Source organism: Aquimarina intermedia (genome assembly GCF_008124785.1).
Classification (GTDB): domain Bacteria; phylum Bacteroidota; class Bacteroidia; order Flavobacteriales; family Flavobacteriaceae; genus Aquimarina; species Aquimarina intermedia.
The window spans coordinates 44,258-65,740 of the sequence record NZ_VNHU01000013.1; the positions used below are offsets into that span (position 1 = coordinate 44,258).

A 21,483-nucleotide genomic window follows, 5' to 3' on the forward strand; every position below is an offset into this window, starting at 1 on the left:
AGTAAAAAAAGTCGAGTTCAATTAGAAATTATTGAAAATGATGAAATTTTAATTCAAATTGATTCCTTAAAATTTTCACCTTCTTGGCTCGAATTATTTAACGTTCAAAAAGTGGACTTTGAAAACGGATTTGTAGTTTTCTTCACAATTAACCAAAAGAATATTGAAAAAAATCAGAGATATAAATTATATAAAAAGTCTAAACTTCAATTAATGGAGTTGGACGAGTTTCATGGAGATAGACCAATTCGAACTATTGCAAAATTTATTGCTCAAACAAGTGATCCTGTATATTTAGGAAATGAAATAAAGACAATACTTGATAGCATATATCGTTCGGATAAAAAAAATCCACAAGCTCTTTTTAACCTAAGATATATTTACGAGAAATAGAACGTTCTCCGATCCGCAAAGTTTCCCGACTTCGCGATATTTTTATACCTTTATTAAGTTCATAAACTTGAAATTTACACTCACATGTTACATACCATTACTATTACAAACAATTTGAAAATATACTTTTAATGGAAAAAGTTATTTTAGAAGACAGATTTACTACACACCAAAAAATTACTTTCCTTTTGTATATAGGCGCCCCGTTTATAATTGGAATTGTTACAATGTTAAAAACTAACTTGACGTCCATCGGCTTTTTAGTATTGTTATTATTTATCGCAATCTATACGTTCTTAGTCTCTGTGGCATTTTTAAAGAGAGGTTTTGTGAAAATAGATTCTCAGTTATATAGAGGATCCTTTGTAAGAGGAAGATTATTCTTCAAGACAAAAATCGATATTTCTCGAAGCCCTAAAGTATCTGTACTTAAATTTAAAAAAAATCAAAAATTTTCTTGGTTTAGCATGGCAAAACCAGATTTAGCAACAGATTTCAATGCTTTTGAGATTAATATCTTAAATGAAAGACACACTAAAAGAGAAGCGATCTTGAGTTTAAAAAACAAAAATAATATTGAGAGAACAATTAACTTCCTGACTTCAAACTTTGATTTAAAGAGCGAAGTATATAGTCCTAATTTTAATTAAAACAGAAGGTCCCTACTCTGCATTCTATGTAAAAAACACTACTCTGTATCTACCGCACACTCATCGATATAAAAAGTAAGGATCGCTTTCAAATCTCTTTTTCTATAAACCTTATCTTGTATTTTTTGAACCAGAACAGGACAATCCTCAAAATAGGCAGCTGCTGTTTTTTTAAAATTTTTGCTAAATAGTTGATTGGAGCCAAAATGCGTGATCGCTGGCTCACCTTCTTTTTGCACGTAATAATTCTTGATAGGTGCACTACCTGACATCACAAACCCATTACCAAATTGATCCGGTTCGCTTCTCATAGTACGATAACTGCGATCATACGTACGGTATAACGTAACTTTACCTTGTTTTACTAATTCTACTATGGCATAGTTTCCGGTTCCGCTGACTTTGCGTCGCACATAATGTACCATACCGTAGGGTTCATATACGGTAGCCCTGGTTATACTATCAAAACTATAATTCTGAGCTTTATCTTTTTTAGTCTTTTTAAACTTAATCTTTCCGGAAGCTCTTATTTTACCCAACCCTATAAGTTGCTTACCGTCCTTATAAGTAAGTATGGCAGTGGTAAGTTGTGCTTGTGTACAAGTTGTTGCTAATAGCACTACTGTGCAGGTCAAAAAAAATAGATACTTCATCAATTTGGGGTTGTTGATTTAAAAACAAAGATAAACGTTCTCGTTTTTATTTTATTACGATATACAGATTTGTTATTTCGAGAGAGTATTATATCTATTTACACTCTTCATCATAAAAAGTAACAATCTCGACTACTTCTTTCTCCGTAAATTCATTCCGGTTAATTTTTTCTACTAATGCAGGGCAATCTTTAAGATATTTTTTAAGCGCTTTTCTAAGTCCTGTCATCGCCCAACTGTCTTGTCCCAAATATTGAACTGTGTTTTCATCATCTTTACCTATAAAATACGCGTTAGAAGATGCTTCCAAAGTGGAACCAAGTAACTGAAAAACATTATTTTGCTTAAAATTGGGGATATCGATTCTAAGTTCATTAGAAATCTTATACAACACCACATCGCCATGGTACACCCATTCTAAAATAATACCCTTATTGGAGTCTTTTAAGTAACGGCGCACAATCTCTATTTCTTCCCCATTGCTATCAAATAAAATCTTATCAATGGATCGAAAATAAAAAACTTTTGTTTCTGAGTAACCACTATTTTTAAACCATAGCTCATCCGTATTTACTACTTTTATAAGCCCAGCGCTGTGAGTGCCATCTGCAAAAACGACTGTAGCATTGGTACGCTGTGCACTCAGAGTGCAAATTGAAAAAAAGACTCCTAGAATAGTTATAACAAAATGATACTTCATTAATTATATAATTGTTTTAATCGCAGTGTTATAAAAAAATTTTGATGTCTATTGTAGATTGTAATTTATAATTACACAAGAATAACAAAAATCCGCATTACGTAAAGCAATGCGGATTAGTAATAAAATTATTTGTAAAGGTTATCGCTTTATAAAGCGCTTATACGTCGTTTTTTGGTCGGTAGTCACCGAGACAAAATATATACCTGTTGGTAACTGTTCCAGAGAAATTTCTTTACCTGAAACCATCCCGCTACGTACTATCTGTCCGTTTTGACTCATCACTTTATACTCAGAAACTTTTAGGGTTGTACTTCGTAAAATGATAAAATCACTAGCCGGGTTAGGATATACAGTAAAATCAATTGTCTCTGGCGCCTGAGCCTTTACCTTTTTGCCTTCTTCAATCATGCCGTAAGAAGATCTCGCAGTACTATTAGTACAAAAATTCTTTGTGTCCTGCGTAGTATAACTACCTCCAGAAGCTAACACTGCTCCCGTAGTAGCATTTGTTAATTGATAAGATCCGTTACCATAACTACAGCATATTCCGTCTCCGTAGGTATCTTTAAAAATCAATGTATAACAATCCTCTTCTAAGGTTCTTGTAAGTGTTAGTGTAGAATTATCGGCTTGTGACCCGTATGTTCCACCGCTAAAAACAATTTGATTTGAACTATTTCTTATCTCCCAACTCGTCTCTTCAGGATATTGATCAAAAGTAATACGTAGATTCACATCTACGGTCGATGCAACGGGTGCACCCCCAGCATAACTACCCAAATCACCAAAAGCATTTTGAGCATAACTATCCCATTCTGCACTTACATACGAAGTGTTAGCAGTCGTTACTGAAGTCTTACGGCGTAAGGTTTTATCCTTACCAAAGTTAGCCGTTCCACCATTAAAGGTACCTACGATGTCAACAAGTGTATTGTTTTTGAATAAACCGACCGCGTCATTCCCATTAAAACTCATCTCGGTTGCAGAAGAAAGTTTGTCAGCAACATTCTTAACGGTTGCAGACGCCTGATTGTTTGCAATCACATACACAGCGCCATTAGTTAAGGTTCCGGATAAGGCCAAGCCTCCGGACCAGGCTCCTGCACCGTTGGATTGCTTTTTAAGGCTATAATCCGATAGGTTTATAGTACCACCCGTTAGGTTTACAACTTCAATCGCTTTGTTATAAGAAGAACCTTCAACATATTCTGAAATAAATACTGCGTCACTACTTCCGCCTGGCGTTCCGCTTTGCGTAGTTACTGTTCTTGTATTACTAACAGCAGATCGATTTCCTGCCGCATCTTTAGCTTTTACAGTAAAAGTATAGGTGGTTCCTGCCAACAAGCCAGAAACTGTAGTCGTGGTTCCGGATACTGTTGTAGATAAGCTTCCGTTTCTAAAAATTTCATATCCGGTTACTCCTACATTGTCACTTGAAGCATTCCATGAAAGTTGTGTACTGGTTTGCGTGGTTGAAGCGCTGATAAGATTTGCCGGTATTGTGGGAGCTTGTGTATCAGTCTGCGTACCTCCACTAAAGCGATCTTCTGCTTGAGGCCCTCCCCAAATGGAGGTTGCAAAAGCAGGGTTATCGATAAATGGATTACGGTTTCCCTGAATATTTTCGAGAATTGGATTACGTTGCAGTTCTAACTGAGAAACAGGATCTTCTGCATTCCATTGTAATAGCAATTCTACCATATTAGCATCGCTGGCAGCAGAGCTCCCTACCGCTACATTAATCGGTAAGCAGCGGTTACCATAACGTATGTACATAAATAACATCATACGGGCAACATCTCCTTTGAATTCATCGCCGGGATACCAATGCCCTTGTGCTGTGGTACCGGAATTACCAGAGCCGGCTGCAAACTTACGACTTCCACGATTGGAGTTACGTTGTACATCAGCAGGTCGCAAATGATGTGCATCTGCTCCGGGACCGGTAGTTCCTAAATTTGGATTTCCCAACGATTTTGGATACACATGTTCTCGATTCCAATCTGTACTTCCTCCTCCATTATTATTTACCCCGCGTGTACGATCTGTGGTAGAATTGCCATCAGCATCGTTAAATCCGTAGATTAGTATAACCTTACCCGATCCTGCAGGGTCCAAATCGGTTTGTTTGAGTGCATCCCATACTCCGGGAGTATACGTTAAAAATGTAGTATGCGTATTAGTAACTTTATTCGTCAATTCATTTTTGAGTGCTGTACCTGATAAATTAATATTTACATCATTATAATAAGCAGGCACTTGACTATAAGCATACGCTGCTACTATAAGCATAAAAAAGAGTAAAACTTTTTTCATAATTCTGAGTGTGTGTTTGTTAGTAATAAGTAGGGGCGAAAATACTACTATTTTATGAATACTTAAATACACTCAATATTACCACAAGGTTAACGTTTGTATGGTAGCCAATTTTTATCTCTATCTGTGTAGTTTTTATCACTCGTTCTATCCAATATATTGGTAAACCTCATCAAATGGAATTCTAAATTGAGGACCATACACCCCTTGTACATCTCGAATACCGCAGCCAATAACCATAGTAATTTCTGCTCCGTAAGGTAATTTCAAAATGTTTTTTATTCTTATAGTATCACTACCCTCCATCGGACAAGTGTCGTATCCTATTGCAGCCATCTTGATCATAAAATTCTGAGCAGCTAGTGCAGCACTTTTATGCGCAACTATTCGCATATCGCTGGTACGAACTTGACGATAGACAGGCCTAAACAATCCAATTACCCAAAAGAATACATACTTGATCCAACCAAAAATCCCTACAAAGTCTTTGTATACTACGGGAATTAATTTTTGATAATAGTTCAAAGCAAACTTTTCACGAGATGTATAGTCTGAAGCTTTTTTGTTTCCGTACATCTCTTTCAGAAAATTAATATTTGCCTTTTTGCGATTACGCCACAAATCTTTGCGTGCTACCACCACAACCAACTGTTTTGCGGTTTTAGCAGCGTTCTGATCAAGACAAGCTTTAGTCATTTTTTGTAAGGTTCCCTTATTAGTAATGTGATAAAACTCCCATAATTGCATATTACTGCTGGTAGGCGCTAATACCGCATTTTAAATACATTTTTTCACCTTGGTTGACGAGATATCCCTATCAGCATCAAATACACGAACCGATCGACGGTACTGAATGGCTTCTTCTACCCTTTTTTCTATCATACGATTATTTTTATCACAATATATAATGTATCTATTGCTCTAAAACTATGAGTACAATAAAACCGTTATTATTTTGTGTAAATCACTCCAAACTATGTAAGTAATTTCTACTATATTTATTTGATAACAATAGTAATCATTTAAAAATAATACACTTATGAAAAAAATTAAAGAATTAAAAGGGATTAAAACACTAAGTAAAACTGAGCAAAGTTCAATTTTGGGTGCCTGGGGCAATAGAGTATATTGTGGAGGCCCCCGTCAGTGCTGTTTTAGAACTGCTAACGGACAGGAATTTTGTGATTATGGATACTGCCAGTCAAACGGTAATTGCGTCTGGGCATAAGTATGATAGAGAATAGGTATTTAAGTTCTAAACAAATCAAATTATAAAAATTTACTTTGTTTAGAACTTTTTTAGTTTAAAAGTTCATAGGATTGTTCCGCAATTTCTAATTCTTCATTCGTAGGAATTATTAATATCTTAACGGGAGCATCTTTACTATTTATTTCTCTAATGTTCTTAGATCGTATAGCATTTTTAACCTCGTCTAGCTCAATTCCAAAGGTTTCCATGTCCGTACAGACCATATTTCTAATCACATCAGAATTTTCTCCTATTCCTGCAGTAAACACAATGGCATCAACCCCATTCATTACAGCAATATAGGAACCAATGAATTTTTTAATTCTATAAGCGTTCATCTGCAGAGCTAACTCGCAATCTTTATTTCCTTCGGCAGCTTGTGCTTCTATATCTCTAAGGTCACTATACCCTGTAAGTCCCAGCATACCGCTTTCTTTTTGCAATAAATCACTTACTTTTTCAAGGGTATATCCCAAGGTATTTACCATATAAAATATGATCGCGGGATCTATATCTCCAGATCGTGTACCCATGATCAATCCGTTCATAGGAGCAAAACCAAGAGAATGATCTATACTCTTACCATTTTGAATAGCGGTCATACTACACCCGTTACCCAGATGGATGGAAATTACTTTAGCATTATCTTTATCTAAGTATTCGGTAGCCTTCTTGGCTATATATTTATGACTCGTACCATGGAAACCATATACTCGAATATTATGCTCTTCCAGAAATTTACTCGGAATAGCATATTTATGAGCCTTTACCGGAATTGTATGATGATATGCGGTATCAAATACAGCAACCTGCTTTGCCTCTGTAAAAATTTCTTCAGCAACTAAAATGCCTTGCAAGTTGGCAGGATTATGCAGCGGCGCCAAAGGAATTAAACTTTTTATTTTATCCATTACCGCTTCAGTGATTAAGGTGGTATCGGTAAAATCACTTCCTCCATGTACCACACGATGCCCTACAATCGCCACTTCTTTTGGAGACTTTAAAACCCCAATATTTTTATCTAGCAAATAAGTTAACAACAGTTGCAATCCTTTCTTATGCGTACTTACCTCAACATTTTTGTCTAAAGAATTATCCGTCGTCTTATAAGTTATATGCGCATCTCCAAATCCTATACGCTCTATAATACCCGAACAAATTACGGTCTTTTCCGGCATTTCAAAAAGTTGAAATTTTAGGGATGAACTTCCTGAATTGAGTACTACGATTTTCATGAATGATTATTTGAATGGATAGTATTATTAAACTTATTTAAAGGCCTTGTGCCTGAATTGCGGTTATTATAACGGTATTGTAAACATCATCAACAGTGCATCCCCTACTTAAATCATTTACCGGTTTATTGAGTCCTTGTAACATCGGACCAATTGCCAGTGCTCCGGTCTCCCGTTGCACCGCTTTATACGTATTGTTACCTGTATTAAGGTCAGGAAAGATAAGCACACTAGCTTGCCCTGCAACTTCAGAGTTAGGTAATTTACTTTTGCCGACACGCATATCTACAGCTGCATCATATTGAATCGGTCCTTCAATTTTCAATTCGGGATGACTCTTTTTAACGATTTCTGTCGCTTCTCTAACCACTTCGACATCCTCTCCCTTTCCAGAAGTACCTGATGAATAGGAAAGCATAGCTATTTTTGGCTCTATACCAAATGCAGCGGCAGAGTGTGCCGAGGATATGGCTATTTCGGCTAATTCTTCGGCATTTGGGTTTGGATTAATCGCACAGTCTCCAAATACGGATACACGATCTTCTAAACACATGAAAAACACTGAAGAAACCACTTTAACTCCGGGTTTGGTCTTTATAAATTGTAATGCAGGTCGGATGGTATGTTGCGTCGTATGTACGGCACCAGAAACCATACCATCAGCATGTCCTTTATATATCATCATTGTGGCAAAATATGAAACATCAGCCATCATATCTCTGGCCATATCCATATTTACATTTTTGTGTTTACGTAGCTCGTAAAATGTTTTTACATAGTCATCATAATATGGAGATTTGGTCGGAAAAACAATATGCACTTTCTCAAAATCTATGGGGATATCCAATTTTGTTGCTTTGCTCTTAAGTTTCTTTTCATCACCAATCAGCGTAATCTCGACCACATCTGAAGCTAACAATCTCGAAGTCGCCCGTAAAATTCTTTCATCGGATCCTTCTGGTAAGACTATATGTTTTTTATGTTGGAGTGCTCTTTTTAATAAATTATATTGGAACATTCTGGGAGTAATCCCAACTGGTTGAAAGGTAATAAGTCGATCAGCAAGTTCCTCGACATTGACATACTTTTCAAAAGTACTAATGGAGGTAACTATCTTTTGTTGATTATCAGCATATATTCTGGATTTAATGGCTCCAATTTTATTTGTGATAGAAAAAGTTCCACTGGAAACAGAAATTATAGGAAAAGATAAAGAAACTCCCTCAATTAATTTTAAGATAGAGGGCTCAGGGATAATCCCACCGGTTAAAATAATTCCTGATATCTTTGGATAATTTGCAGAAATATTAGCCTGTAACACTCCCAAAATAATATCTGCTCTATCACCAGGAGTAATAACCAGACTGTTGTCCTTAAGATGAGTAAGATAATTACGTAGCTGCATTGCTCCTACTCCGTAGCTACCTGCCTGATTGTTTAAAAATTCTTTACCAAAAAGAACCTTACCTTCTAATTTATCTGCGATTTCTTTAATTGTCGGATTTATCAGAGAGTCAACCTTCGGAATTAAAATTTTCTTGACATCCTTGTCAAAATTTGAATCAAAAGCTTGTTGCAAACCTTCCAAGTGGTTTTCAGAAATCTTGTTAGCAACAACAGCTAGTACCTCTACTTCTCTACCTTCGAAACGATTGTAAGCCAATTTTAAATTCCCTGTCGTATCCTCAATTGTTTTATCAAAACCACTGGCAATGATAATTGCGGGAATCCCCAAATTTTTTGCAACTATAACATTGATATCAAATTCAATAATACTTCCTTCGTCAGAGAAGTCAGTTCCCTCTACAAGCACAAAATCAAATGTGTCTTCAAGATATTTATATTTTTGAATAATAACGTCAATAACTTCGCCGGATTTACCCTGATTGTATTTTTTAAGTACTTCACTTCGGGTAAAGGCGTATGCTTTTTTTACATTTATATCCAATTCAAAATGTGAGATAACAGTTTGAATATGATTATCTATTTCTCCTTCTTTTGGGTCATCAATTATAGGCCTAAAGTAACCTACTTTAGCTACTTTGCCCAACAACATACGCATCAGACCCAATACCATAATAGATTTCCCACTATTGGGTTCGATCGTCGCTATATATACTGCTTTACTCATGTAGTATTTTTTTTTAATAACAAAAAGGTTTGAACGGACAGCGTATCATCAATTCCTTACTTAACTGTTAGTCGCTTGCTATTTTTCTAAAAGCGTTTTCATAAAACGCTCAAACTCATTCTTGAAATCGATATATTTTTGTCCTGTGGCCGGACCGTTAAATCCGGTATGAATTTTTTGTACATTCCCTTCCTTATCCAATACTATAGTTGTTGGATACGATAGAACATGATTGAGCATCGGAAGTTTTTCTTGTGCTTTTTGCTTACTCGATGTTCCAAATTGGGCCAATAAAATTGGATACGGTACCTCAAGGCTATTCTTAAAACGCTGTATAGATTTAATTGCCTTTTCTTCTGTTTTAGCATACTCAAACGCCAATCCCACAAATGCCAAGTCTTTGTCCTTATTTGCTTCATAAAATTGTCTGTAATACTTTGTTTCATCTACGCAATTTGGACACCAGGTGCCTAAGACCTGTATGACAAGAACTTTATCTTGAAACTGCGGATCTGTATTGGAGACCATAGTACCTTCAGTATCCGGGAACTCAAATGTAAAAGATTTTCCTTCTTCTGTAATGGTAGTAAGTGAATCTTCCGACGGCAACTCAAAATCGGGATTCAATTTTGCACTAAAAGGTTCTTTCCAGTGTTGTCCCGAATAGAACATTCCTTGCATGGTACTATCAGCAACCTGAGCTGTAAAAAGAAAAGCATGCGCCCCATCAAATGTAGATAATTGAAGCTGATCTCCATTAAGCACACCTTCTAAATAGCGATAATCACCGGTGGTTGTTCTAAAAGTTCCTGTAACCACATTTCCGTTTTGTTTAAAAATACCTTTAGCAATATAACTATCCTCTGTATTTGGACTAAAAACAGTCTCCCAACTCCCAGTAATCTGATGCTTAGGTTGGGCCTTTACGGCAAAACGATCCTGTACCCCATATTGAGCTTCAAACGGTACCTTACGATTTAATGATTCAATAACAAAATCTCCTTTAATGAGTGTCGAATCAATAAATTTAGCTTTTATATAGCCTTCAAAAACAGGAAGTTTAATTTTTATTAAGTTATCTGTTATTGAAATTTCGTGAACCTCAATGGATTCTTCTGCATTAAAAATTTCTAACGTTTGATCGTCAAAAACTTCAAATAAAAAAGGAGCCTTTTTATTATCCTGCATCATGAGTGTAGCTCTCCAAGCTCCCGCTTTTAGCGATTTTATGTTCGCCTCTTTGTCTTGGTCTTGTTTACATCCAAACGTCAATAATGCAATGGTAAGGATTAGAATAGTGTTTTTCACAAAATAATTTTTAAGTAATATACAATACAAAAGCCGATTGGATATAAGTATCTAATCGGCTACTGATAATTTTAATTTATCTACAATTATTGTTTTTCAATAGTTGTTTTTGACTTAGTTTTAGATTTTACGTTCTTCTCTTTTACAGGTTTCACACCTTTATCCTGCCTTTCTACAACTAGCTCAGTAAATTTAATCTCACCCGTTACCGGATCTTTTTCTTCTATAGAAAAAATTTCATTTCCTTTTTCATCAATAATAGAAGTCATACTTTGAGCACCCTTTTTTCTTTTAGCTCTTTTCGTTTCCTCTTCAGAAGATGTACTTTTCAGGTTTTCGGACTTATCAGAATCCTTGTCTTTTATTTTCTTACTAACTTCGGTAGCAGGAGTATCATTTTTTGTCTTTTCATTTTGAGCCAATGCATCACAAACACCTACTAGCATGAACGCAGAAAATAAAATAAAAAAATTGAGGCTTTTCATTTTCAATAGTTTAAAATTTTATCAAAGATAACATTTTTGCTCAGTTTTTAATCCTTACAGGTTGTCAAATAAAACATAAATTAAAGAAATACCAGAGCATTAATAGGGTTTTAATAAAAATTGCTAGCTTCTTCGTGATATGGGTTGCTTCTTGTTTGTCAACATTGATCATTATAGTATCTTTACCGCCTAATTTCAGAATCATCATAAATGAAAATTTCATATAACTGGCTTAAGCAATTTATTAAACTTGACTGGGATGCTCAAAAAACAGGAGAACTCTTAACCGATTTAGGTCTGGAGGTTGAAGGTATTGACTCCTATCAGAGTGTGAAGGGTGGCTTGGAAGGCATCATTGTTGGGCATGTTCTTACCTGTGAAAAACATGAGAATGCAGACAAACTAAAGGTTACTACGGTTGATCTTGGTACAGGAGAGCCGGTGCAGATTGTTTGTGGTGCAGCCAATGTAGCTGCCGGACAAAAAGTACCTATTGCCACCGTTGGGACGACGCTTTATGACGATAAAGGAGAGGCTTGGACTATTAAAAAGGGTAAAATACGCGGAGAAGTCAGTCATGGAATGATCTGTGCTGAGGACGAGTTGGGATTAGGTAGTAGTCACGATGGTATTATGGTTCTGGAAGCTGATATTCCCGCAGGAACTCCCGCTTCCAAAATTTTTGATGTTGAAAATGATCAGATTTTTGAAATCGGTTTGACTCCGAACCGTGCAGACGCCATGAGTCATTGGGGGACGGCACGCGACCTTAAAGCAGGACTTATACAACAAGAGATTAATCTGGAATTAATAACCCCGTCGGTCTCTAATTTTAGAGTAGAAAATCGTCTGCATAAAATTGATATTGATGTTAAAAATCCAGCATTAGCTCCCAGATATTGCGGAGTCACTATCTCTGATATTAAAGTTACCGAATCGCCAAAATGGCTGCAACATCGCTTGAAAGCTATTGGGATTCTCCCAAAAAACAACGTGGTTGATATTACTAATTATGTGTTACATGAATTAGGACAACCGCTACATGCTTTTGACGCACAACATATCACAGGTAATAAAATCATCGTCAAAACATTAGATACCGGGACCAAATTCACCACCTTAGACGAAGTGGAACGAGAATTACATGAAGAAGATTTAATGATCTGTGATGCAGAAAAACCTTTGTGTATTGCCGGTGTCTTTGGCGGACTAGAATCAGGTGTAACAGAAAAGACAACGTCCATATTTCTTGAAAGTGCATATTTTAATCCTGTAAGCATAAGAAAATCTGCTAAAAGACACGGACTTAACACGGATGCTTCATTCCGTTTTGAACGTGGAATAGATCCCAATATTACCGAGTATGCACTTAAGCGTGCCACCTTATTAATTCAAGAATTAGCCGGAGGAGTGGTTACTAGTGATATAGCGGATTTATATCCTAAAAAAATCGAAGATTTTCAAGTTTTCCTATCTTTTGAAAATACCGCAAAACTTATAGGTGAAGAGCTTCCTGCCGAAACTATTAAACGTATTCTAACCTCGCTTGAAATAAAAGTAAATAATGTCACAGAAAGCGGTTTAGGACTAACCATTCCTGCTTATCGCAACGATGTACAACGTGAAGCCGATGTCATTGAAGAAATTTTGCGTGTATATGGCTATAATAATGTCAAGTTTACTCAAAAATTAAATGCATCCATTTCGAATATTGATAAGTTTGCTGATCATACTATTCAAAATACAATTGCCGGTCAATTGGTCGGACAGGGTTTCTTCGAAATTATGACAAATTCTTTAACTACACCTAATTCAATAAAGTTAAGTGAGCAGTTAAATGATGAGCAATCGGTACGCATGTTAAATCCATTGAGTAATGATTTATCTGTTATGCGACAGTCCATTCTCTTTTCGGGATTAGAAGCTGTTAGTTACAACATTAATCGTAAACGAGCAGACCTCAAACTTTTTGAATTTGGCAAGACCTATCATCAATATGGAGATGAGCGTGTAGAACAAAAACACCTCAATCTATTATTGACAGGTAATAAAAATGATGAACGATGGACGGAAGCTTCACAACAAACAAATTTCTTTATTCTAAAAGGTGTGGTTAGCTCCATACTTGAACGTCTAGGAATTAACACTTCGCGAATAACACCTATAAAGAGTGATGTTTTTTCAGAAGGGATCGCTTTTAGCATAGGTAAAAAACGATTAGTAGAGCTAGGGGTGATAAAAAAATCAGTCTTAAAGAATTTTTCTATTAATCAGGAAGTATTGCACGCAGACTTTAATTGGGACTTGCTAACAGAATTTGTAAGACATACTGCTGTCAAATATCATCCTATCGCAAAATATCCCGCTGTTCGTCGAGATTTTGCTTTGCTACTGGATCAAAAGGTAACATTTGATGAAATCTATACCATCGCCAACCAAACTGAAAAGAAGTTACTTAAGCAAGTCAATTTATTTGATGTATACGAAGGTAAAAACCTGCCTAAAGGAAAAAAATCCTATGCAGTAAGTTTTACCCTCCAGGATGAGAACAAAACATTGACTGATAAGCAAATTGATAAAATAATGAATAAGCTACAACATAACTTTGAGACTAAACTCGAAGCAGAGCTTAGATAATTATATAAATTAAATAAGCAAACAATAGCCTTTTTCACTTCGTTGAGAAAGGCTACTTATTTTTATGTCTATTTACTAATATAAACATGTTGATATCGACGGCAGACAAATAACAATCAACAAACGTTAAAGTTGAGATACCATCGCTGAGTTTTGATCCTAATTATTGGAGAAAATCCTCTAAATCGCTAATTTAGTGATGCTAAAGAAAAAGAAATGATGGTACCACGAACGAATCTTGAAAAGCAACTTACTAAAATCAGAGATAAGCAATACACTTCTCATGACTGGAAATCTCAGGTTGCACTATTGTTTGATCAGGAAACAATAAAAACTGAAAAGATAGTCGAGAAGCTAACAACAGTTTCATCATCCAGTGAGAATAACTTTGATTTTGAGGTGCTCGAAACCTCTAAGATCTATCATCTCGATCAGATAAGGAAAATTTGTATTGATTACCGTTTACGCTTCTTGGATGCTAAATTCTTTAAGGGTACAATACCTTATGAAGCCGTAACCATTATTAAAGATTTAGAAAAAACACATAATACGAGCCTCAACGGCTTTAAAATCGTAGCGCCTTCTAAACTTTTTAAACTTGAAAATGCAGATGATCCCTTATTATTTGCGCCGATAGGAAACGATTATTTTTATTTAATTCATAAATGGGGAAAAGACTTACATCCACTACGTAAATTTTTTATGTGGTTTTTTAAAAGCTTTGAAAATTTACTATTCCTAACCTTTTTAGTAAGTGTTTTATGTACCTTTATGGTTCCGGATGGTTTGTTTAGTAAACAACAAAACACTTCTACTACTATTATGGTGTTTTTATTTGTATTCAAGTCAATTGCAGCAGTAGTACTTTTTTATGGCTTTGCACTAGGCAAAAATTTTAATACAGCCATCTGGAACAGTAAATATTTTAATGCTTAGTTTTATTATATATGTTTCCAGATAGCAATTATGAGCGGGTCTACACCGGCAGTTTGATCACAATACAATTTTTACAAACAATTCTTCAGGATAACGGAATTAATTCAATTACCAGAGACGACATGAAATCGGGTATGATGGCTGGTTTTGGAGGAGGTATTCCTGATCACATTCAGTTATTTGTAGAAAAAGAAGATGTAACCAAAGCAATGGCTCTAATCAACCAACATAAATAGTTTATGAATAATAACGAACACCATAGTCCGACACCTAAACGTAAAACCTGGGATTTATTAATCGGTATAGCTCTAGTCTTGTTTGGATCATTTAGACTCTATACGCGTTTACAAACAGAAGAAGACTGGAGTTTCAGATCCATATTCACGCTGGCTTTTATACTATACGGAGCTTATTTAATTTTCAGATACTTCAAAAATTCTTCTAGAATTTAGTTTATCTCAACATAAGATGTAAAAAAAATCCCGCTTTATGCGGGATTTTTGTATACTATATAAAATTGTTACACACTTACCGCGTACATCTTATCACGAAGTTCTTTAACCTTTGGATCGCTCATATATTCATCAAATGTAGCATATCTGTCAATTACCCCATTTGGAGTAAGTTCAATGATTCGATTACCTACTGTTTGCGCGAACTCATGATCATGCGTTGTAAAAAGGATGGTTCCTTTAAAGTTTGTCAACGAATTATTAAATGCAGTGATGGATTCAAGATCCAAGTGGTTTGTAGGCTCATCAAGCATTAAAACGTTAGCTCTCACCATCATCATTTTTGATAACATACAACGTACCTTTTCACCACCGGACAATACATTACATTTTTTAAGCGCTTCTTCTCCGCTAAAAATCATTTTTCCTAGAAATCCTCGTATAAAAACTTCTTCACGCTCCTCTTCGGTTGTAGCATATTGTCGTAGCCAATCAACGAGGGACAAATCACTCTGAAAATACTCACTATTATCAGCTGGTAAGTAAGATTGTGAAGTCGTAATTCCCCAAGCGTATTCTCCGGCATCTGCTTTTTGTTTACCATTCAAAATTTGATAAAAAGCCGTCGTAGCACGTGAATCCTTAGAAAAAACTACAACTTTATCCCCTTTTGCCAAATTAATATCAATATTATTAAACAGTACATCTCCTTCAGAACTCGCTTTTAATCCGGTAACATTCAATATTTGATCTCCCGCCTCACGGTCTCGCTCAAAAATGATCGCAGGATACCGTCGACTCGAGGGTTTTATATCTTCAATGTTAAGTTTATCAATCATTTTCTTACGAGAGGTCGCTTGCTTTGACTTGGCAACATTGGCACTAAAACGAGCAATAAACTCTTGTAATTCCTTTTTCTTTTCTTCCGCCTTCTTATTTTGCTGCGTTCTTTGTCTCATCGCTAACTGAGAGGATTCGTACCAGAAGGTATAGTTACCGCTAAAATGGTTAATCTTACCAAAGTCAATATCAGATATATGAGTACATACAGCATCCAAAAAGTGTCTGTCGTGAGAAACGACTATCACCGTATTATCATAGTTTGCCAGAAAATTCTCTAACCAGGTAATCGTTTCGTAATCCAGGTCATTGGTAGGCTCATCCATAATCAATACATCAGGAGATCCAAAAAGCGCTTGTGCTAACAACACACGCACACGCTGTTTGGTGTCAAGATCTGCCATTAGCGTATAATGCAAATCCTCTTTGATCCCTAAATTTGATAACATTGCGGCAGCATTACTATCTGCATTCCATCCATTCATCTCTTCGAACTCAACCTGCAAAACTCCTACACGTTCTCCATCTGCATCGTTGAAATCAGGTTTAGCATAGATTTCATCCATCTCCTTTTTTATTTTAAAGAGTGGCTTATTCCCCATGATCACAGTTTCCAAAACATTATGCTCGTCATAAGCATAGTGATTTTGCTCTAAAACGGACATACGTTTGCCCGGCTCTAAATGAACATGACCTGAGGTAGGCTCCATGGTCCCCGATAAAATTTTGAGAAATGTGGATTTCCCTGCGCCATTTGCACCGATAATTCCGTAGCAATTTCCTTGTGTAAAAGCTGTGTTAACTTCATCAAAAAGAATACGTTTGCCAAATTGAACCGAAAGATTTGAAACTGAAAGCATATGAAAATTTAGATAGATTTTAATTTGCCGCAAAAGTAGAAAAATAGCCGCAAACCCAGAAACTTTATAACTTTAAAAATTTAATTAACTATAAATTAACAAAACCAGAACGTCTTTCCTTTTATTTTTGGCTAGTCAGAAAGTAAGGTAATTTTTCCCAAATGCATATTAAACTTATAAAGCGATTCGCTTTTATATTGAGTATACCCTGTTTTTTCTATTCTTGTGATGACTACGGTTATTCGAATAGAGCTGACACTTATCTCGGTGGCGAAATCGTAAACCCAAATTCTAATTTTGTTATCTTATCCAAAGAAAACAAACTATCTGACACGATTTATCTTGACCAAAATAATAGGTTTTTGCATAAAATTAAAGATTTTGAAGCAGGAGTTTATTCCTTCCGGCATGCTCCAGAAAATCAAATTGTGCTTTTAGAAAAAGGTGATAGCCTCTATTTCAGACTCAATACGATGGAATTGGATGAATCCCTTGCTTTTACAGGAGTTGGAGCTGAAAAAAATACTTTTTTAATTGAAATGTTTCTGCTTAATGAAAGAGAGCGAGATGATTTAATCAGAAGAGGATTTAAACTTGAACCAGAAGCTTTTCAAGAAAAACAGAATGTGTTGCTAAACAGAAGAAAAAAGAGGTTCAATCAGCTCAATACAAAAATCAAGTTGAGTCCTCTGGCAAAAAAAATATTGAAAGCTAGTTATCAATATGATTTCTATTCACGCCATGAGATGTATTCTTATAGCCATTACGGAGTAACCGACATTTCAAACATCAACAAACTCCCTCAATCATTTTTTACATATCGTGGAAAAGTTAATTTTAATGACAAGGATTTAAAGCGTTTGTACTCTTACAATAGATTTTTAAATCATTACATCACAAACTCTTCTTATACAAATTACACAAAAGGAAAGTCATATCGTACCGATCCTGTTGGTGTCACGCTTTATGAACTTAACTTGGTGGATAGTTTGATAACCAATGAGTACATCAAAAACAATTTACTGCGTGGTATAACGAGCGAATTTTTATTAGGGAATGAAGATACTATCGCTTCAAAAAAAGTCTTAGAGTCGTATACAGGAAAAAGTTCGAACAATTTGTTTACAGAAGAACTGAATCGTTTAAGAAAAGCCACATCAAAATTAAAACCAAACAATATCATTCCCAATCAAGATCTTATTAGTTCTAATGGGGATCTGATTAAGCTATCCTCAGTCTTTGAAAAACCTATTACCGCCTTGTTTTTTTGGTCTTTAGAAGATCAAAAACATTATATGAGTGCCCATCAAAGGGCTACACAGTTAACAGATCGATATCCTAAAATTGATTTTATAGGAATTAATACGGATGAGCAACAAACCAAAAGTTGGTTACGAGCAATCAAACGTCATGACTATAATCCTAAAAGGGAATATGAGTTCAAGCACCCCAAGTGCTCATCTGAAGAGCTTGTAATTTATGATAAAAACAAGGTTATTTTGGTCAATCAAGATGGTAAAATTATTAATACTACCAACGATTTATTTTCTCCTTCTTTCGAAAAACGATTATACCTTTATCATGAAATGATAAGTAACACTAATTAAAAAAAAATACCGCTTGAAAAGTTTCAAGCGATATTTTTTTTGGTATTTTGAAAATTCTTTTTTTTAATTCCCTTTTTTATAATCTTCAAGAAATTTTGCTAAACCAATATCCGTTAATGGATGTTTTAACAATCCTTCGATGGATGATAGTGGACCTGTCATTACATCAGCTCCAATTTTAGCACAATCGATAACATGCATCGTATGTCTTACTGATGCAGCCAATATCTCTGTTTGAAAACCATAATTATCATAGATAAGACGAATTTCGGCGATAAGATTCAAACCATCTGTTGAGATGTCGTCTAATCGTCCAATAAATGGTGACACATATGTAGCTCCCGCCTTTGCAGCTAGAAGCGCCTGTCCTGCAGAAAACACTAAGGTACAGTTGGTACGTATCCCCTTATCGCTAAAATATTTAATTGCCTTTACTCCTTCTTTAATCATTGGAACTTTTACCACAATTCGCTCGTGTAACTTTGCCAATGCTTCTCCTTCTTTAATCATTCCCTCAAAATCGGTAGCAATAACTTCTGCACTTACATCACCTGTTACGATATCACATATCTTCTTATAATGTGCAATAATATTCTCTTCTCCTGTAATACCTTCTTTGGCCATTAAGGATGGATTAGTCGTTACTCCGTCAAGAACTCCTAAATCTTGCGCCTCTTTAATTTGATCAAGATTAGCTGTATCAATGAAAAATTTCATGTTGTTGTGTTTTGGTTTGTATTTATTAAGATCGTGCGAAGATAAAATTTATTTCGCTGATCCCCTGTTTATCGTTCTATAATTTATAATGATTCATCAAGAGTTTCTCATACATTTTACTAGGTAGAATTCCATGAAGCAGCACAGAAAATCGTTGCATAAACGCACCTATTTTATACCGCACTTTAGGGGTGTCATCCTCAAGAATCCTTGCAACTGCTCTTGCCATTATTTCCGGATCTTGTCCATCATCCACATGAGCATCCATGAGATTTAATGTGTTATTATACGTAGTTCTATACGGTGAATTTTCTTTTACAGGAGCATGATATCTTCCAGCTGCTATATTTGTTGCAAAATCTCCCGGAGCAACATTACTCATTTTAATATTGAAGGGCTTCAACTCCATACGCCAAGCTTCAGCAGTAATTTCTAACGCTGCCTTGGATGCACTATAAACGCCACGAAATGGAAGTCCCATGTAGCCGGCGATAGAAGTTATATTAATTATGAAACCTTTTTGCTGCTTCCTCATAATTGGTAATACAGCTTTGATTACATTTACAGGACCAAAATAGTTTGTTGTAAAATTCTTAAGAATCTCTTCTTCAGGAATTTCTTCTATAGGTCCTGTAATTCCAGCACCGGCATTGTTAATCAATACATCCAGTCGACCTTCTGTATCAACTATCGTTTGTACAGCAACCTGAATACTGTTACTATCGGCAACATCTAACGCGATTAACCGAAAATCTTTAAAATTAGCATACTTATCAGGATTGCGACTCGTTCCATATACCCGATAACCCTTATTTGTAAGATAGATGCCTATAGATTTACCAATACCCGAAGAACCCCCGGTAATTAGCACAACTTTATCAAGTTCGTTATTTTTCATAAAGCAAAGATACAGTATGAAATATAAAAGTAAAGAAAGAAAAAGAAAGGATTATACTATTGTAGACGTGCCTTTTTTCAGTAAATTTAAGGCACAAAAAAAGGCAAGCTACCTACATCACACCGCTACGACCATTTACCTTTGCTGCGTTCCCGCCCTGGAGGATTCAACAGGAGCTGGTTGTGTAGGACTTGCCGCTGCAAAGATACAATCTTTCATAAATATTCCAACCATTTTTTAAACCCAATTAAAATAAATATCTTGCTTTAAAATAATTTAACCCGATGAATTATCGTAATCCATTAATCACCATAATTTTAGGAATGTTTTTACTTTCCTGCGGAAGTAATTTGGATAAGAAAAAAAAGTATTTTTCTATTAAAATAGAAGAAAATCAGAAGAAATTTCGATTATCAGAAACAATAAAAGCGTCAATTAGCAATCCTGAAAATAAAAAAATAGATTCAGTTTATTATTTTTTAAATGATGAGCAGAATTATAAAAAAGGAAATACCTACCGGGAACTTCTGGATGATGAATTATTAGGAAATCATACATTGCATGCAAAAGTTTTTTATGAAGGTACTTCTCAGATCGTATCTAAGAAATTATTATTCTTAAATAATCAATCTCCCTCACTTTACAGCTACAATGTCGTGACAGAATACCCCCATGATATCAAGGCATTTACTCAAGGACTAGAGTTTGACGGAGAAACCTTGTATGAAAGTACAGGCAGAAAAGGTTTTTCTACCTTACGTAAAGTTGATTATAAGACAGGAAAAGTTGTGGATAAACATATTCTAAAGGACAAGTATTTTGCTGAAGGTCTTACCATATTTAAAGATAAAATTTACCAATTAACATGGCTGGCAAAACAGGGATTCATCTATAACCTTGAAACTTTAGAAGAAGAAGGAACGTTTGCCTACAATCAAAGTAAAGAAGGATGGGGCCTATGTAATGATGGTAGAAAAATTTACAAGAGCGATGGCACGGAAAAAATATGGATTCTAAATCCGGATACGCTGGCTGAAGAAGGTTTTATACAGGTTACTACCAATAAAGGAGTTAAAACAAAATTTAATGAACTGGAATGGATTGATGGAAAGATCTATGCGAATACGTGGCAAAAAGATGGCATAGCTATTATTAACCCAAAAAACGGAGCGTTAGAAGGTGTAATTGATTTTAGTAAATTAAGAAATCGTTTAACTGAACATCCTGATCTGGATGTATTGAACGGTATTGCTTATCAAAAAAACACAAAACAATTATTTGTTACAGGCAAAAACTGGGACAAACTATTTGAAATTAAAGTACTTAAATAAATAGTTGAATATTTATTTTGTGAGATTTTTTTTTCATAACACCCTTATAATATATGATTTCTTATTATAATAGACAGAT

Annotated in this window: 18 protein-coding genes, 1 other RNA gene and 1 pseudogene; 8 read left to right on the plus strand and 12 right to left on the minus strand. The window is 35.3% G+C overall.

Translation table 11 applies throughout. The features are described from left to right. Positions 1-111 precede the first annotated feature (111 nt). Both BD809_RS15905 and BD809_RS14730 read left to right on the plus strand, forming a co-directional pair. On the plus strand, positions 112-393 hold the full coding sequence (locus BD809_RS15905; RefSeq protein WP_246131559.1) for a hypothetical protein: 282 nt from the start codon (positions 112-114) through the stop codon (positions 391-393). Between the two features lie 131 nt (positions 394-524). Beyond that, positions 525-1,043, plus strand: coding sequence for a hypothetical protein (locus tag BD809_RS14730; RefSeq protein ID WP_148783749.1), 519 nt, complete (start codon positions 525-527; stop codon positions 1,041-1,043). A gap of 38 nt (positions 1,044-1,081) precedes the next feature. On the opposite strand, the gene BD809_RS14735 is transcribed toward BD809_RS14730, so the two are convergent. From BD809_RS14735 to BD809_RS14770, 8 genes and pseudogenes are all read right to left on the minus strand, one after another. Continuing rightward, positions 1,082-1,696 (minus strand): hypothetical protein, encoded by a 615-nt coding sequence (locus tag BD809_RS14735; RefSeq protein WP_148783750.1) that lies wholly within the window; start codon positions 1,694-1,696, stop codon positions 1,082-1,084. Positions 1,697-1,790: 94 nt separating this feature from the next. Then, a complete protein-coding gene (locus tag BD809_RS14740) occupies positions 1,791-2,396 on the minus strand; it encodes a hypothetical protein (protein ID WP_148783751.1) in 606 nt (201 codons plus the stop codon). 141 nt (positions 2,397-2,537) lie between these two features. Next, positions 2,538-4,718, minus strand: coding sequence for an endonuclease (locus tag BD809_RS14745; RefSeq protein WP_148783752.1), 2,181 nt, complete (start codon positions 4,716-4,718; stop codon positions 2,538-2,540). 147 nt (positions 4,719-4,865) lie between these two features. After that, positions 4,866-5,480: pseudogene (locus tag BD809_RS14750) on the minus strand (nitroreductase family protein); the annotation flags it as partial. A 537-nt stretch (positions 5,481-6,017) separates the two neighbouring features. Next, entirely contained in the window at positions 6,018-7,202 is a 1,185-nt protein-coding gene (locus BD809_RS14755) for an acetate/propionate family kinase (RefSeq protein WP_148783753.1), read from the minus strand. 37 nt (positions 7,203-7,239) lie between these two features. Continuing rightward, positions 7,240-9,333 (minus strand): phosphate acetyltransferase, encoded by a 2,094-nt coding sequence (gene pta / locus BD809_RS14760; protein WP_148783754.1) that lies wholly within the window; start codon positions 9,331-9,333, stop codon positions 7,240-7,242. 78 nt (positions 9,334-9,411) lie between these two features. Further along, entirely contained in the window at positions 9,412-10,641 is a 1,230-nt protein-coding gene (locus tag BD809_RS14765; RefSeq protein WP_148783755.1) for a peroxiredoxin family protein, read from the minus strand. A gap of 86 nt (positions 10,642-10,727) precedes the next feature. Then, positions 10,728-11,126 (minus strand): hypothetical protein, encoded by a 399-nt coding sequence (locus BD809_RS14770; RefSeq protein ID WP_148783756.1) that lies wholly within the window; start codon positions 11,124-11,126, stop codon positions 10,728-10,730. A 210-nt stretch (positions 11,127-11,336) separates the two neighbouring features. Here BD809_RS14770 and pheT point away from each other — a divergent pair, with 210 nt between their 5' ends. The 4 genes from pheT (at position 11,337) to BD809_RS14790 (ending at position 15,151) form a co-directional block, all read left to right on the plus strand. After that, positions 11,337-13,763, plus strand: a complete 2,427-nt coding sequence (gene pheT / locus BD809_RS14775) for a phenylalanine--tRNA ligase subunit beta (protein ID WP_148783757.1) — start codon at positions 11,337-11,339, stop codon at positions 13,761-13,763. A 216-nt stretch (positions 13,764-13,979) separates the two neighbouring features. Then, positions 13,980-14,699, plus strand: coding sequence for a hypothetical protein (locus BD809_RS14780; RefSeq protein WP_170251902.1), 720 nt, complete (start codon positions 13,980-13,982; stop codon positions 14,697-14,699). 11 nt (positions 14,700-14,710) lie between these two features. Next, the gene (locus tag BD809_RS14785) at positions 14,711-14,935 is read left to right on the plus strand and encodes a putative signal transducing protein (RefSeq protein WP_148783758.1); all 225 of its coding nucleotides are present in this window, start codon (positions 14,711-14,713) and stop codon (positions 14,933-14,935) included. Positions 14,936-14,938: 3 nt separating this feature from the next. Further along, on the plus strand, positions 14,939-15,151 hold the full coding sequence (locus BD809_RS14790) for a hypothetical protein (protein ID WP_148783759.1): 213 nt from the start codon (positions 14,939-14,941) through the stop codon (positions 15,149-15,151). A gap of 68 nt (positions 15,152-15,219) precedes the next feature. Here the strand turns inward: BD809_RS14790 and BD809_RS14795 are convergent, their stop codons facing one another. Then, entirely contained in the window at positions 15,220-16,851 is a 1,632-nt protein-coding gene (locus BD809_RS14795; RefSeq protein ID WP_148783760.1) for an ABC-F family ATP-binding cassette domain-containing protein, read from the minus strand. Positions 16,852-17,048: 197 nt separating this feature from the next. On the opposite strand from BD809_RS14795, the gene BD809_RS14800 reads away from it, so the two are divergent. Further along, positions 17,049-18,458: a hypothetical protein gene (locus BD809_RS14800; RefSeq protein WP_148783761.1), complete on the plus strand. Its 1,410-nt coding sequence runs from the start codon at positions 17,049-17,051 to the stop codon at positions 18,456-18,458. A gap of 63 nt (positions 18,459-18,521) precedes the next feature. Here the strand turns inward: BD809_RS14800 and fsa are convergent, their stop codons facing one another. The 3 genes from fsa to ffs form a co-directional block, all read right to left on the minus strand. Then, a complete protein-coding gene (fsa, locus tag BD809_RS14805) occupies positions 18,522-19,175 on the minus strand; it encodes a fructose-6-phosphate aldolase (RefSeq protein ID WP_148783762.1) in 654 nt (217 codons plus the stop codon). A 76-nt stretch (positions 19,176-19,251) separates the two neighbouring features. Further along, positions 19,252-20,073, minus strand: coding sequence for an SDR family oxidoreductase (locus BD809_RS14810; RefSeq protein WP_148783763.1), 822 nt, complete (start codon positions 20,071-20,073; stop codon positions 19,252-19,254). Positions 20,074-20,171: 98 nt separating this feature from the next. After that, positions 20,172-20,270: signal recognition particle sRNA small type (gene ffs, locus BD809_RS14815), an RNA gene on the minus strand. Positions 20,271-20,357: 87 nt separating this feature from the next. Here ffs and BD809_RS14820 point away from each other — a divergent pair. Next, entirely contained in the window at positions 20,358-21,404 is a 1,047-nt protein-coding gene (locus BD809_RS14820; protein ID WP_148783764.1) for a glutaminyl-peptide cyclotransferase, read from the plus strand. Positions 21,405-21,483 lie beyond the last annotated feature (79 nt).

What these genes read in the sequence shown, in the direction of transcription:
- BD809_RS14740 (WP_148783751.1), bottom strand. Translation starts at nt 2,396, where the DNA reads ATGAAGTATCATTTTGTTATAACTATTCTAGGAGTCTTTTTTTCAATT.
- BD809_RS14770 (WP_148783756.1), bottom strand. Translation starts at nt 11,126, where the DNA reads ATGAAAAGCCTCAATTTTTTTATTTTATTTTCTGCGTTCATGCTAGTA.
- BD809_RS14730 (WP_148783749.1), top strand. Translation starts at nt 525, where the DNA reads ATGGAAAAAGTTATTTTAGAAGACAGATTTACTACACACCAAAAAATT.
- pheT (WP_148783757.1), top strand. Translation starts at nt 11,337, where the DNA reads ATGAAAATTTCATATAACTGGCTTAAGCAATTTATTAAACTTGACTGG.
- BD809_RS14755 (WP_148783753.1), bottom strand. Translation starts at nt 7,202, where the DNA reads ATGAAAATCGTAGTACTCAATTCAGGAAGTTCATCCCTAAAATTTCAA.
- BD809_RS14790 (WP_148783759.1), top strand. Translation starts at nt 14,939, where the DNA reads ATGAATAATAACGAACACCATAGTCCGACACCTAAACGTAAAACCTGG.
- BD809_RS14785 (WP_148783758.1), top strand. Translation starts at nt 14,711, where the DNA reads ATGTTTCCAGATAGCAATTATGAGCGGGTCTACACCGGCAGTTTGATC.
- BD809_RS14780 (WP_170251902.1), top strand. Translation starts at nt 13,980, where the DNA reads ATGATGGTACCACGAACGAATCTTGAAAAGCAACTTACTAAAATCAGA.
- pta (WP_148783754.1), bottom strand. Translation starts at nt 9,333, where the DNA reads ATGAGTAAAGCAGTATATATAGCGACGATCGAACCCAATAGTGGGAAA.
- BD809_RS14735 (WP_148783750.1), bottom strand. Translation starts at nt 1,696, where the DNA reads ATGAAGTATCTATTTTTTTTGACCTGCACAGTAGTGCTATTAGCAACA.
- fsa (WP_148783762.1), bottom strand. Translation starts at nt 19,175, where the DNA reads ATGAAATTTTTCATTGATACAGCTAATCTTGATCAAATTAAAGAGGCG.
- BD809_RS14795 (WP_148783760.1), bottom strand. Translation starts at nt 16,851, where the DNA reads ATGCTTTCAGTTTCAAATCTTTCGGTTCAATTTGGCAAACGTATTCTT.
- BD809_RS14810 (WP_148783763.1), bottom strand. Translation starts at nt 20,073, where the DNA reads ATGAAAAATAACGAACTTGATAAAGTTGTGCTAATTACCGGGGGTTCT.
- BD809_RS14820 (WP_148783764.1), top strand. Translation starts at nt 20,358, where the DNA reads ATGAATTATCGTAATCCATTAATCACCATAATTTTAGGAATGTTTTTA.
- BD809_RS14745 (WP_148783752.1), bottom strand. Translation starts at nt 4,718, where the DNA reads ATGAAAAAAGTTTTACTCTTTTTTATGCTTATAGTAGCAGCGTATGCT.